We start from the raw sequence: 13,175 nt of genomic DNA on the forward strand, positions 1-13,175 counted from the left end.
TCGGGAGGTCGTCATGTCCCAGCCCTCCGTCCTCGCCGCCCTGGCGGCCGGTCTGCGCAGTGGTGCGATCGAAGTGGTCGACCTCACCTCCCCGTTGTCGTCGTCCACTCCGGTGATCCAACTGCCCCTCGAGTTCGGTCAGACGGCGGTGTTCGAACTGGAGGAGATCAGCAGGTACGACGATCGGGGGCCGGCCTGGTACTGGAACAACTTCCGCAGCGGTGAGCACACCGGCACACACTTCGACGCTCCGGTGCACTGGGTGACCGGGAAGGACAGTGCGGACGTCGCGTCGGTGCCGGCGCGTCGGCTGATCGCACCCTCGGCGGTGCTCGACTTCTCCGCCGCGGCCGCCAAGGACCCCGACTTCCTCGTCGAGGTGGACCACATCAAGGCCTGGGAAGCGGACAACGGACCTCTGCCCGACGGCGGTTGGATGTTGCTCCGCACCGGTTGGGACGCCCGCTCGCACTCGCAGGAGGCGTTCGTCAACGCCGACGAGAACGGCCCCCACACCCCCGGCCTGTCACCGGAGTGCGCCCGGTGGGTGGCGGAGGAGTCACCGGTGATCGGCCTCGGCGTCGAGACGGTGGGGACCGACGCCGGGCGCGCGCACTCCTTCGACCCGGCCTTCCCCTGCCACTCGTACCTCATGGGCAGTGACAAGTACGGACTGACCCAGTTGCAGAACCTGGCGACGCTGCCCCCGACCGGCGCCGTCGTCATCGCTGGGCCCTTGCCCATCGTCACGGGCTCCGGAGCTCCCGCACGGGTGCTGGCTCTGGTGGAGCGCTGATGAAGGTCGCACAAGCCGTGGGCCGGGCGGTGGCCGCGGCCGGGGTCGACCACGTGTTCGGTGTGGTCGGTTCGGGCAACTTCCATCTCACCAATGCCATGGTCGCGGCGGGCTGCCGGTTCGTCGCCGCTCGCCACGAGTGCGGTGCGGCGACCATGGCCGACGCCTACGCGCGGACGAGCGGCACGGTGGCCGCGCTCAGTGTGCACCAGGGCCCCGGCCTGACGAACGCCATGACCGGCATCGCCGAGGCCGCCAAGAGCCGTACACCCCTTCTCGTGCTGACCGCCGAGGTGACCGAACCGAGGTCCAACTTCTACGTCGACCAGGAGGCGCTCGCGCAGGCGGTGGGCGCCGTCACGGTACGCGTGACATCGGCGGAGGACGCGGTCGCGCAGGCCGCCGCCGCGGTGCGACGAGCCACGCACGAGCGGCGCACCGTGGTACTCAACCTTCCGCTGGCGGTACAGGACCTGGAAGCACCCGACAACGCGCTGTCCTCGATCGCCCCGCCGGCCGGACGGATCGCGGTCGAGCCGGCGGCGGCCGACGTGGCCGCGCTGGTGGACGCGCTCGGACAGGCGCGGCAGCCTGTCTTCGTAGCCGGCCGGGGCTCCCGCACGCCCGGCTGCCGGGACGCCCTCACGGCACTTGCCGAGCGCTACGGCGCACTGCTGGCGACCTCGGCCGTCGCCCGCGGACTCTTCCACGGCAACCCGTGGTCGCTCGACGTGTCCGGAGGCTTCTCGTCGCCCGTGGCGGCCGAGTTGATCCAAGCGGCGGACCTGATCGTGGGGTGGGGCTGCGCACTGAACATGTGGACGACGCGGCACGGTCGGCTCATCGGCCCGGACGCCACCGTCGTGCAGGTCGACGACGACGCGGACGCGCTCGGTGCACACCGCACCCTACATCTCGGCGTCGTCGGCGATACGGAGCTCACGGCCCGGCGCGTGCTCGACCTCACGACGGGCGGCGCGGCACGACAGGGCTACCGGACCGCCGACATCGAGGCGGCCATCGGCGCACGGATCCGGTGGCGGGACGTGCCGTACGACGACGAAGGCGGCCGCGAGCGGATCGACCCACGGACCCTGAGCATCGCGCTCGACGACATCCTCCCCGCCGAGCGCGTGATCGGCGTGGACTCCGGCAACTTCATGGGCTACCCGAGCATGTACCTGTCGGTGCCGGACCACAACGGCCTGTGCTTCACCCAGGCGTTCCAGTCGATCGGCCTGGGGCTGGCGACCGCGATCGGCGCCGCGCTGGCCCGGCCTGAACGCCTGCCCGTGGCCGCACTCGGCGACGGAGGTGCGCTGATGAGTGCCGTGGAACTCGACACCGTACGCCGGCTCGGGCTCCCGATGGTGGTCCTCGTGTACAACGACGACGCGTACGGAGCGGAGGTGCACCACTTCGGGCCGGACGAGCACCCGCTCGACACGGTCAGATTCCCGCCGACCGACATCGCCGCCGTGGCGCGGGGGTACGGCTTCGAGGCGGTGACCGTGCGGACACCCGCGGACCTGAAGGCCGTCGAGGACTGGGTCGGCGGGCCACGCTCCGTGCCTCTGCTCATCGACGCCAAGGTGGTCAGTGACCATGGGGCCTGGTGGTTGGAGGAGGCGTTCCGCGGCCACTGACCTTCACCGAGGTGGCGGGGGCGGCCTCCGAGGACAGCACGAGCGCCGCCCCCCGTGCCGGTCTTTCCACGACCTGCAGGAGCCGCGCGTCCCGGCGGGCAGATGACGCTCAGATCGCCGGCTTTCTCGCGGCACTGGTTCGCCGACGCCGCCGAGACTCCGCCGGCCTCAGTTCTGCAGGTCTGGCCATCCGGCCCGGTTCGAGAAGGTCTCGAAGCAGTAGCGAGTGGACCGGTCCCACTCCTTGCCGGTTGCCAGCTCATAGGCTTGATCGGGCACATAGAGGAGCGACTCGCCGTGGCAGGCGGACGCCGTGTACGGGACGAACTGGTCCACGTCGAAGAACACGGACTCCCAGACGGATCGGCCGGCAGCCACCACGGCGCAGCGCGCGTACAGGAAGCTGTCTGCGGACTGCGGGAACGGCTCGCCGTCTCGCCGCGTCAGGTCGACGACCGGCAAGGTGCCGAACTTCTCTTGATCCAGACGGTACAAAGCCTCGGCCAGGCGTTCGGCGAAGCCATGGATGTCGGATACTGGGCGATCACTCAGCTCTGCGGCAAGACGGCGGCAACCCTCTGGATCGGCCTTGCCGCCCAGGGTGTCTGCCAAAGCCCAGAAGTCGGCCCAAGTCATCATCATGGCCCGAGCCTACGGTCGGCGACCTGAGCAGTCTCCGGCCCGTCCGGAGCCGCTCAAGTCCGCCACGAGGCAACGGTGCTGGTCGCAGCCGTGAACGAGTGGCTGGGACCAGCATCGCCGCGGCGGCCCTCAGACGACGTCGAATTCGTTGCCCTCGGGGTCCTGCATGGAGGTGGCGTAGAACCCCATGTCCGGCTCGTCCTTGATCCGCAGCACGGTGGCACCAGCCTTGACCAGCCGTTCCACCGTGGCCTTGACCCGCTGTGTGCGGACGTCCAGTGGGACGTCACGGCCCCCACCGACCTTCAGGTCGAAGTGCCACCGGTTCTTGGCGACCTTCGGCTCCGGAACCTGCTGGAACCACACCCTCGGTCCACGTCCCGCGGGATCGACGATCGACTCCGGAACATCCCCAGCGCCGGCGGGCAACTCTGCCTCGGGAACCCCCATCGCCGCCCAGTAGGCACGCCACGTGGAGTGGCCGCCCGGCGGAGGCTCAGGCACATAGCCAAGGGCCTCGGCCCAGAACGTCACCATTCTCTGCGGATCGGAGCAGTCGATCGTCAGCTGCACTGTCATCTCCATCCTCGGAGCATCCCAGGCAGGTCTGACAGACGGTCCAATGTCTCGACGCATCGCATGTCGAGTGCCGTGCATCTTCCGGTGGCCTCCGGCTTTGGTCACCGTGAATCGCCGCTGGTGGTCTGTTGATCGGTCGGGGCCGTCGTCACCATGACGCCCCGGCCCTGCTCGTCGTCTTCCCAGTTCCTGAGGGCGTCGGCGAGCTTCTCGACGTCGTCGCCCGGCAGGTCGAGCCACCCTCGCACCAAACTGCCGTGTTGCGGCATCAGTTCTCCGCCGAACTGGAGGGGAAGTCCCACTCGCCGTCGGTCGTTCAGACAGGAGCGAAAGCATGAGTCGGCGCGTCACTGATCATCGAGGGATGCCTGCCGGGCAAGGAACTCCTCGAACGCCCGTTTCTGCTTCGGGTCCATGAAGCCTTGGCGGACATCGCGGGCGTTCTCCTGGAGCCAGTGCGCCTCGTCGGGGTCCAGGAGCTCGGCGACCACCACGCCTTGGCGAGCAACCGCCGTGCGGCCGCCTGCGCGACGACGAAAGAGCGTGAACACGCCGAACTCCGCTGGGTGGGCCAGTTCCGGCTCCTCTCCCGCAGCCCGGCCCACTTCCCCAGCGTCACTCGCCGGGTAGGCGGTAGGGGCCCAATGCTCCCAGAGCGCCAGCGTGGCCGCGGGCACGAGCACCGCGCGTTCGGCCTCTTCCCTGCCCTCCCACGTGAACGTGACGGTGACGGGCTCGCCGACCGCCTCGACCAGCCCGAGCACCCTCTCCACCTCATCGTTGATCGGGTGACCCACCACTACATCGATCTGAATGCCCATGCTGCCCGAGGCTACTGGCCGCCTCCGACCTGCCCGAACAAAGCTCCTGCTCCGTCGACCACGGCGCACCGGGTGGACCGTCCGAAACCAGCGATCTCACCGACTCGGCGCCCGTCCGAGGCCCCGCCTCACCTCCGGAAGCCGCGACGTCCGCACAGTGCTCGGTCAGGGTGCGGTCCGAGTGGCACCGGAACGCCGAGACGCGGCGGCTGCGGAGTCGGGGCCAGCCTTAAAGGTCTGTGATGGCCATCCAAAGGTCAACGTCGGAGAGCATCAGCCGGCCCGGTCGCTGTGCGGCCGTGTCCGGGACAACCGCCCGGACCAGGGGCTGGTCCCCCTTCTCGACGGTCACCTTCGTGCCGTCGAACTTTGACGACTTGGCGGCGACGACCGAACGCAGTTCGGCTGCGGCGCGGTTGGCGGTCGCCTCGTCCTTGACCACCAGGCACAGCACCTCGGTGTTCTTGGCTGCGACAGCAGCCTGCTGGCCGAGGGCGGACAGTCGTACCGGCTTGCTGGTCGTGAGTGGATTGAAGTCGGCCCGATAGACGTCGCCCAGGCACTCGTCAGCGCGCTGATACTCCTTCACGTCGGCCAGCGATGCGCCGTCCTTCGGGTTGACGGCGGACATAGGTGTGTCGCCATCGGAGGAGTAGGAGATCTCGTCCTTCGAGACCTGGAACGAGGCACCTGTGCGGCCGGGGCGGGTCCAGGACTCGTCGTCTCCGCTCTGCTTGTAGCCGTTCGACTTCAGCGAGGTGGTGATGGCCGCCGCGTCGAACGAGCCCTCCCAGTGGCCCGCGTTCTTGGTGTCGACAGCGGTGTCGATCTGAGTGACCTTCAGATGCCGCCCCCACGGCCCGGGCTCGTACGCGTTCAGCAGGCTGCTGCCCGGCTGACCGACAGCGGCGAACCGCTTCTCGTCGCCCTTGCTGAGCTCGCGCACCTTTTCGGCGTCGAGGTAGGTCACCTGGTTCGTGCTGTTGTCCTCGGCCAGAGTGCCGAGCCCGTCCAGCACCCTGGAACTGCTGCCGTCATGACCGGAATCGGACGAACAGCCGGTGCCAGCGGCCAGGAAGACGGCAAGTGCGGTGGCACCGAGGACAGATCTACGCGCTGATGTGAGCATGGCGAAGAAGCTTAGCGGCGTGCTGCGGAGGACCCGGTCCCGCTCGCTCATACCTGTCCGGGCAGCCAGTAACAGGGCATGAGTTACTGAGCTCTTCGGATTGTTGTCGGGGGTCGTGACGTGTGGTGATCCCTGCGGTAGGCCGGGGATATGCGGTATGCGCAGGGTGGCGGACTGACCGCGGAGCGACGGCGGTTTCGCGAGCGGATCCGGTACGAGGCAGGCGAACGGTTCGGTCGCGGTGAGAGAACCGCGGTCATCGCGAAGGATCTGCGGGTCAGTGAGCGGTCGGTGGAACGCTGGCGTCGTGCCTGGCGGGAGGGCGGGACGGACGCCCTCGCCTCCGCCGGGCCACCGAAATCGCCCAAGCTGTCCGATGGCCAGTTCGCCGAGTTGGAGAAGGAGCTGGCACGGGGACCGGCCGTGCATGGCTGGGAGGACCAACGCTGGTCCCTGGCCCGGATCAGAGAGTTGATCGCTCGGAAGTTCGGTGTCGACTGCTCGTCGGCGGCGGTGTGGCGGCTGCTGCACCGGCATGGCTGGTCCTGGCAGTGTCCCGCCCGCCGGGCGCTGGAGCGCGACGAGCAGTCGGTGGGCCTGTGGAAGAAGGATGTGTGGCCGCAGGCGGAATGACTGCGGCGGCGCTGGGGGCGTACATCGTCTTCGAGGACGAAGCCGGGTTCTCGATGACGCCGCCACGCGCCCGCACCTGGGGCCGGCGTGGGCACACGCCGGTGGTGCGGGTGCGGGGCCGCTCCTGGCGCCGCTGGTCGATCGCGGCAATGTGCTGCTACAAGCCGGGCGAGACCTCACGGCTCATCTACCGGCCGCGCCGTCACCGCAAGCATCGGGGCAAAGGACGCGACACCTTCGCGTGGAGCGACTACCGCGACCTGGTCGTGCGCGCCCACATCCAGCTCCAGGCTCCCATCGTGCTGATCTGGGACAATCTCAACACCCACCGGGCCGCCGGAATGCGTGAGTACGCGGACGCACACGACTGGCTGACCATCGTGCAACTTCCCTCCTATGCACCGGACTTGAACCCGGTCGAGGGCGTCTGGTCGCTGTTACGGCGCGGCCCGCTGGCCAACACAGCCTTCACCGACGACGAGCACCTCGAACGCACCCTCCGCCGGGGCCTGCGTCACATTCAGCTCCGTCCCAACCTGATCGACGGCTGCCTCGCCGGCACCGGCCTCACACTCACCCAACCGCCGACAACAATCCGAAGAGCTCAGTAGGTCGAGTTGGCGCATGACGGTGGAGTGCGGGCCGCCTTCGGAGCGCTCCCGACGGCCCTGCTACTCGGTCATGGAACTCACTCGGGCCGCGGGACGGCGAGGGTCTCCTGCAGAAGGGAGTACGGCGGGTCGGTGATGAGGTAGAAGTGGTTCCCGGTGACGCCGACCTCCCGGACGGGCATCGCGCTCAGCGCGCTCCACGGGCGGAGGTCCGCATCGTCGTCCTGGTCTCCGACGATGGTGGTGACGGGACACTTGAGGAGCGGCTCGGGTGCCATGTCGTAGCTGTGGAACATGCGGCCGTCGGCCATCAGGTACGGCATGACCACCTCCTGGAAGATCGGGTCGGCCGCCATCTCCGCATCGGTGCCGCCCATCCTGACCAGGTCCGCGAGCAGTTGGTCGGGGTCTTCCTCGGGCCCGTCGAGGTCGGGCAGCGCGGCGTCCCGGGAACCCGAGGCGAACAGGTGCGCGAGGTGGATGCCCCGGCTCTGCAGCGCGCGTGCCGTCTCCAGGGCTATGGGGGCTCCCAGGCTGTGCCCGAAGAACGCGAGCGGGACATCCGCCAGCGGTTCCAGCGCGTCGGCGATGTCCGAGGCGAGCCGGACGAGGTCGTGCGGGGGCTCCTCGTCGAACCGGTCGGCACGCCCCGGGTACTGAACGGCGTGCACCTCCACCTCGGTCAGCGACTGGCCCCAGGCGCGGTAGAAGGCAGCTGACCCTCCGGCGTGCGGGAAGCACACCAGACGGATACGCGCGTCGGGCCGTGCGGTGTCGCACACGAGCCAGCGCGAAGAGTACGTGGTCACTGGCCGGCTCCCTTGCGTGCGCGCTGCTGGCGAAGTCTGGCCGTACGGGCTCTGCGGGCGGCCTCGGCGGAGCCGGACGGCCCCGTGTCCTCTCCCTGCTCGCGGCTGGCGCGGATGAGCGCGGCCTGTGCCGACACGGTGGTCTCCTGGAACAGGGAGACGATCGACGGCCGCACCCCGCAGAGCCGCTCCAGCGCATCCTGCAACTTGAACATGGACAGCGAATGGCCGCCGAGATCGAAGAAGTTGACGTCCAGCGGCACCGTGGACACGCCGAGCACCTCCGACCACGCGGCCGTCACCTGGGCGGTGAGCGGATCGGCGGCGGCGGGCGCGGCCGCGGGCCGGGCGGCCGGCGGCTCTGCGGCGAGCGTCCGCAGCAGCGCGCGGTCGAGCTTGCCGTTGAGGTTGCGCGGCAGCTCCGGCAGCACCCGCAGCTCGCCGGGCACCATCACCGTCGGCAGCTTCTCCGCGAGTGCGCGGCGCAGCGCGATCGGGTCTGCGTCCTGTGGCGAGGCGACGAAGCCGATCAGGCCCGTTCCCTGCGCGTCGGGCAGCACGACCGCCTCCTGGACGCCTGCCAGCAGGCGCAGCGTCGACTCGACCGCACCGAGCTCCACGCGGTGGCCGCGGACCTTGATCTGGTCGTCCTTACGGCCGATGAAGTCCAGCCGGTGCTCCGCGTTCCAGCGCACGACGTCACCGGTCCGGTACATGCGCGCGCCGGGCTCGGCCGCGAAGGGGTCGTCGAGGAAGACCCCCGCCGTGGCCTCGGGACGGCCGAAGTAGCCGCGCGTCACTCCGGCCCCGCCGATGAACAACTCGCCTTCCGTGCCCGGCGGCACGGGCTGGAGCTCGTCGTCGAGTACGTAGAGGCGGGCGCCTGGGACCGGGCCGCCGATGCTGACCGGTTCGGCACCGGTGAAGCGGTGGAAGGCGGCCCACACGGTCGCCTCGGTCGGGCCGTACTCGTTGACCAGATCCACCGTGGAGGAGTGCACCGCGAAGTGCCGGTCGGCCAGCGTCTGCGGCAGGGCCTCGCCCGCGACGATCACCTGCCGCAGCGATGCCAGTGGCGCGGTCCCGGCGCGTTCGGCGGCGTCGAGCAGCAGCCCGTACAGCGTGGGCACACACAGGGTGCGGTCCACCTGGTGACGGCTGACGAGGGCGACCAGCTGTTCGGCGTCGCGCAGTTCGTCCGCGGACGCGACGACGAGGCAGCCGCCCGCGTGGAGCGTCCCCCATATACCGGCGACCGACGAGTCGAAGGCCAGCGGGGACAGCAGGAGGAAGGTCGGGGTCCCCGGGTAGACCATGAGGCGGGCCTGCGTGGACGCGGCGAGATTGCGGTGCTCGACGATGACACCCTTGGGCTCGCCCGTACTGCCCGAGGTGTAGATGAGGTAGGCCGGATCCGCCGGGCCGGCCGTGGCGGCGAAGGAGTCTGTGGGCGCGGCGTCCGGGACGTTCGCGACCGTCACGACGGGCACCTGGGAGCCGTCCGTCAAAGGCTGCGTGTGAGCCGTCGCCACAACGGCCTTCACTTGCGCGTCGTGGAGGATCGTGGCGAGCCGGGCGTCCGGCTGGGCCAGATCGATGGGCACATAGGCGGCGCCCGCGCCGAGGATGCCGAGCACGGCCCCGATCATCTCGGCGGACGGCTCGGCGAGGAGCGCGACCCGGTCTCCGGCACGGACCCCGGCTGCGGCGAGGCGGTGGGACAACTGCCGGGCTCCGGAGATCAATTCGCCGTAGGTGACAGCGATGTCACCGCAGCGCACGGCGATGACCGCGGGACGGTCGGCAGCCAGCCGGGCCACCGCTTCGTGTACGGGAACGAACGGGACTTCTGGCAGTGGTTCGCCAACTGCCGAGGAAGTCACCTCCGGTATTGCTCCGGTGCTGTCCTTCGGCCTGGACGGAGCGGATTTCACCTGTTGTAAGGCCGACATGAAGAAGAACTCCCCAAATCTGTCAACGGGATCCCTGGAGCCTGTTCGCAGTTCATGCGCGCCGGCCGGGCTCACCACCACTACGTCAACGAACTCCTGGTGTGAGTTCGCTTATTGCTCGGTTTGGATTCGAGAAGGAATGTACGGTCGTTGTTGTCGCAAGTGACCACGCCGTGGAGGGTGATCATAGGAGGGCGGATTGGCCGACGCAACCGACTTGCGCGGGACGCGAGTTGGTTGCCCGGTTTGGAAGTCGGTTGGGCGTTTCGCGTCATACGGCCTTGCAGAAAGCGGAGTTGTGGAATCAGCGTCGCGGGGCCCCTTCTGGCCCGTATCCCCTTCGACGACAAAAGCCTCCTGATTAGCGGACGGATCGTGCAGGCGTTGCTGCTCGTCAAGCGGTGGGAGTCGGCGTCGCGTCCGCTTCGCCACGGATCCTGCGGACCACCGCGATATGCCCGCTCAGTGTCCGCCGGGCCAGCATCTCGCGCACCGGGACGCGAATCCCGAACTCGCTGTTCACCCTGCGGATGAGCCGGGTGATCAGCAGGGAGTCGCCGCCCTGGGCGAAGAAGTCGGCGTCCGCCGGGACCGCGTCATGGCCGAGCAGCTCCGCCCAGATCCGGGTCACCGCCTCCGTCGAGTCGACCGGGGCCGGGCCCTCGGGTTCCGACTGCTCCGGCAGCGGCGCGGAGGCCGGGGAGCGGCCCGGTTCCGGCGCGGGCGAGGAAAGCGCTTCCGGGGCAACTGAGGAAGGTCCCGCGAAGGGGTAGCCGGGCAGCCTGGCCCTGCGGCCATCGCCCGTCACCCCGGCCGGCGCGACCGGCTGCCCCAAGGTCCACAGGGCGCCGACGCCACTGAGCACCGAGGACCCTGGCGCATCCTTGACCTGGTCCAGGGCGACCGCGGGGATCCCGGCCGCTTCCGCCATCGGTGAGAGGGGACGCCCGGGACCGATCTCGACGGCCAGGGCGCCCGGCAGGTGCGCGGCCAGCGAGTCGAGCGCGGCGCCGAACAGCACGGACTGCCTGACCTGCGTGACGAACATGTCGCGCGGGAGTTCGGTCCCGGCCACGACGACCCTGCCGGAGACGTTGAGTGCGATCGGCAGGGTGGACGGCCGGAGCTCGATCCGGGCCATCGCCTCGGTGAGCGCGGGCAGCGCGGGTTCGATCAGCCGGGAGTGGCCCGCGTGGCTGTAGCGCAGGCGCCGCACGAAGAAGGCGTCGCCGAGGCGCCGCAGGTATGCGTCCACCTCCTCGACGGGCCCGCCGAGGACGCAGGAGTCCGGGCCGTTGACCGCGGCCACGTCGAGCTTGAGACCCCACTCCTCGGCGAGCGCCAGGGCCTGCCGCACGTCCGCCCCGATGGCCAGCATGGCGCCCTCCGGGCAGTCCTGCATGGCCCGGCCGCGCGCCGCGATGAAGGCGGCCGCGTCCTGAAGGCCGAAGACTCCGGCGACAGCGGCCGCGGTGATCTCGCCGGAGCTGTGTCCGCAGACCGCGGCGGGCCGGACCCCCAGGTCCTGGAGCGCTGTCGCCGCCGCGTAGCCGATGGTGAAGAGGGCCGGCTGCGCCAGCGCGGGCCGGTTCAGCTCGTCGGCGGGGAAGTCGGGGTCGTACAGCGCCTGCCGGATCCGCTCCGCCGACGGGGAGGCGAAGGCCGCGAGGCACTGGTCGAGCGCCCGGCGGAATCCGGGAAGAGAGGTGAACGGCTCGGCCATTCCCGGGCGTTGGGCACCGCCGCCGGGGAAGAGAAAGACCACTGGGGCGGAGCCCGTCGCCGGCGCGGTGCCTCGGTACACGCCGGACCGGGCGGCGAGGCGCTCGGCGACCTCGGCACTCGTCCGGCCGGTGACCGCGAGACGTTCACCCAGGTGCAGACGGCCATGGGCCAGGGTGCCGCAGACTTCGGCGAGCTCCGGGTCGTGGGACTTGAGGTGGGCGGCCAGATCGTCGGCCATGCGGTCCAGCGCATCAGGGTCCGCCGCGGACAGGAGGACCAGGCGCTCGCGCGGGGCCTGCGTGTCCAGGGCGGCCGGTTCGCGCGGCGGCGCCTGCTCGATCACGACATGGGCGTTGGTGCCGCCGATCCCGAACGCGCTCACCCCGGCGCGCCTCGGCAGCTCTCCGGTCCACGGGACGGCCTCGGCGGGGATGTACAGCGGCCAGTTCTCGGTTTCGAGGAGCGGATTGTGCTCGGTGAACCCGGCGACGGGCGGGATCATGCCGCTGCGTACCACGAGCAGTGCTCTGATCAGCGCGGCGACCCCCGCGGCAGCGTCGAGATGGCCGACGCCGGCCTTCAGGGCACCCACCGCCACACTGCCCGGGCGGGCTCCGGCCCGGCGCAGCGCGGTGCCGGCTGCCGCCCATTCGATCGGATCGCCGATCCGGGTGCCGGTGCCATGGGCTTCCAGATAGCCGATGGACCCGCCGTCGACGTCGGCCGCGCTCAGCGCGGCGCCGATGACTCGCTCCTGTCCCGCGGAGGACGGCGCGTAGTAGCCGGCCTTGGTATGCCCGTCGTTGTTGATCGCGGTGCCGAGGATGACCCCGTACGGCTCGGGGTCGTCCTCGGTGATGTCAGACAGCCGGCGCAGCACCACGGCGCCCGCACCGGATCCGGCGATCACCCCGTCCGCGTGCCGGTCGAACGCCCGGCAGGCGCCCGCGGCGGACAGCACTCCGCCCGGCGTGTGCAGGTAGCCCGCCTGGGGGTAGCCGAACCCGGCCCCCACCACGAGGGCCTGGTCGCAGTCGCCGCCGAGCAGGGCCTGCACCGCCAGATGGACCGCCACCAGCGAGGAGGAGCACGCCGTCTGCACGGCGAAGGCCGGTCCGGTCAGCCCGAGTCTGTACGCGACGCGGCTCGCCATGAAGTCCGGCTCGGTACCGTGGATCAGATCGTCGAGGAGCCCCGGATCCATGTGTCCGCCGCGGACCATCGCTCGCATGTAGCCGCTGCCCGTCATGGACGCGTAGACACTGGTCACCGCGGTGTCGTCGCGGGGCGGAACTCCCGCGTCGGAAAGCGCATTCCAGGCCACCTCCAGCATCCAGCGATGCTGCGGGTCCATCAGCTCGGCCTCGCGCGCCCGGATCTGGAAGAAGTCGTGATCGAAGCGGTCCCAGTCGTCGAGATGACCGCGTACGGGGACATAGTCCGGGTCGGCGGCCAACGCGGCGGGCACTCCCGCGGCAAGCAACTCCTCCTGCGTGTACCGCTTGCTGTGCACGCTTCCGTGGAGCTGGGACTCCCACCAGGCGTCGAGGTCACGGGGGCCGGGGAGTCGCGCTGCCATGCCGGTGACCGCGATGTCTAAGGAGCGATCTCGACTCGTCATAACGTCCCCCATCATCTTGTTGGAAACGGGATGTTGCATCCGGTGTCGCGCTGATGGCACGTGAATTGAACGGTCGTCGGTGGTTCCTCGTACCGCGCTGCGATCATGACACAGCCCGCCCTGCGTGAACGAGATGTCGTCCGCCGTCACATTCGTGACGAAAGGTGGTCTCAACACCCTTTACAGACAGGGAGGCTGGCGAAAGACGCGC

The 13,175-nt window shown here is 69.9% G+C and carries 11 protein-coding genes; 3 read left to right on the plus strand and 8 right to left on the minus strand.

Translation table 11 applies throughout. The features are described 5' to 3' along the window. Window positions 1-13: 13 nt before the first annotated feature. Complete coding sequence (locus tag ACSYGO_RS00870; RefSeq protein ID WP_460385425.1) at window positions 14-796, plus strand: cyclase family protein; 783 nt, start codon at window positions 14-16, stop codon at window positions 794-796. Then, the gene (locus ACSYGO_RS00875; RefSeq protein ID WP_460385426.1) at window positions 796-2,442 is read left to right on the plus strand and encodes a thiamine pyrophosphate-binding protein; all 1,647 of its coding nucleotides are present in this window, start codon (window positions 796-798) and stop codon (window positions 2,440-2,442) included. Before ACSYGO_RS00870 ends, ACSYGO_RS00875 begins: the two co-directional genes overlap by 1 nt. Window positions 2,443-2,610: 168 nt before the next feature. On the opposite strand, the gene ACSYGO_RS00880 is transcribed toward ACSYGO_RS00875, so the two are convergent. From ACSYGO_RS00880 to ACSYGO_RS00900, 5 genes are all read right to left on the minus strand, one after another. Next, window positions 2,611-3,084, minus strand: a complete 474-nt coding sequence (locus ACSYGO_RS00880; RefSeq protein ID WP_460385427.1) for a DUF4240 domain-containing protein — start codon at window positions 3,082-3,084, stop codon at window positions 2,611-2,613. Window positions 3,085-3,213: 129 nt separating this feature from the next. Further along, window positions 3,214-3,669 (minus strand): VOC family protein, encoded by a 456-nt coding sequence (locus ACSYGO_RS00885; protein WP_460385428.1) that lies wholly within the window; start codon window positions 3,667-3,669, stop codon window positions 3,214-3,216. A 95-nt stretch (window positions 3,670-3,764) separates the two neighbouring features. Beyond that, window positions 3,765-3,965: a hypothetical protein gene (locus ACSYGO_RS00890; RefSeq protein ID WP_432173727.1), complete on the minus strand. Its 201-nt coding sequence runs from the start codon at window positions 3,963-3,965 to the stop codon at window positions 3,765-3,767. Between the two features lie 45 nt (window positions 3,966-4,010). Beyond that, a complete protein-coding gene (locus tag ACSYGO_RS00895) occupies window positions 4,011-4,484 on the minus strand; it encodes a hypothetical protein (RefSeq protein WP_460385429.1) in 474 nt (157 codons plus the stop codon). A 229-nt stretch (window positions 4,485-4,713) separates the two neighbouring features. After that, a complete protein-coding gene (locus ACSYGO_RS00900) occupies window positions 4,714-5,664 on the minus strand; it encodes a hypothetical protein (RefSeq protein ID WP_460385430.1) in 951 nt (316 codons plus the stop codon). A gap of 99 nt (window positions 5,665-5,763) precedes the next feature. On the opposite strand from ACSYGO_RS00900, the gene ACSYGO_RS00905 reads away from it, so the two are divergent. Then, window positions 5,764-6,857 (plus strand): IS630 family transposase gene (locus ACSYGO_RS00905; protein WP_460385337.1). Its coding sequence is split into 2 segments (ribosomal slippage): window positions 5,764-6,225 and window positions 6,228-6,857, totalling 1,092 coding nucleotides; the frame shifts between segments, so codons are not numbered across the junction. 77 nt (window positions 6,858-6,934) lie between these two features. On the opposite strand, the gene ACSYGO_RS00910 is transcribed toward ACSYGO_RS00905, so the two are convergent. The 3 genes from ACSYGO_RS00910 to ACSYGO_RS00920 form a co-directional block, all read right to left on the minus strand. Then, complete coding sequence (locus ACSYGO_RS00910; protein ID WP_426679594.1) at window positions 6,935-7,666, minus strand: thioesterase II family protein; 732 nt, start codon at window positions 7,664-7,666, stop codon at window positions 6,935-6,937. Beyond that, a complete protein-coding gene (locus ACSYGO_RS00915) occupies window positions 7,663-9,486 on the minus strand; it encodes a non-ribosomal peptide synthetase (protein WP_460385431.1) in 1,824 nt (607 codons plus the stop codon). Before ACSYGO_RS00915 ends, ACSYGO_RS00910 begins: the two co-directional genes overlap by 4 nt. Window positions 9,487-10,012: 526 nt before the next feature. Next, window positions 10,013-13,003: a type I polyketide synthase gene (locus ACSYGO_RS00920; protein ID WP_460385432.1), complete on the minus strand. Its 2,991-nt coding sequence runs from the start codon at window positions 13,001-13,003 to the stop codon at window positions 10,013-10,015. Between the last annotated feature and the right edge of the window lie 172 nt (window positions 13,004-13,175).

It is taken from the genome of Streptomyces krungchingensis (assembly GCF_054729265.1).

Excerpts from the sequence above, each read along its gene's own strand:
- ACSYGO_RS00870 (WP_460385425.1), top strand. The coding sequence starts at position 14 with ATGTCCCAGCCCTCCGTCCTCGCCGCCCTGGCGGCCGGTCTGCGCAGT.
- ACSYGO_RS00875 (WP_460385426.1), top strand. The coding sequence starts at position 796 with ATGAAGGTCGCACAAGCCGTGGGCCGGGCGGTGGCCGCGGCCGGGGTC.
- ACSYGO_RS00880 (WP_460385427.1), bottom strand. The coding sequence starts at position 3,084 with ATGATGATGACTTGGGCCGACTTCTGGGCTTTGGCAGACACCCTGGGC.
- ACSYGO_RS00885 (WP_460385428.1), bottom strand. The coding sequence starts at position 3,669 with ATGGAGATGACAGTGCAGCTGACGATCGACTGCTCCGATCCGCAGAGA.
- ACSYGO_RS00895 (WP_460385429.1), bottom strand. The coding sequence starts at position 4,484 with ATGGGCATTCAGATCGATGTAGTGGTGGGTCACCCGATCAACGATGAG.
- ACSYGO_RS00900 (WP_460385430.1), bottom strand. The coding sequence starts at position 5,664 with ATGAGCGAGCGGGACCGGGTCCTCCGCAGCACGCCGCTAAGCTTCTTC.
- ACSYGO_RS00920 (WP_460385432.1), bottom strand. The coding sequence starts at position 13,003 with ATGCAACATCCCGTTTCCAACAAGATGATGGGGGACGTTATGACGAGT.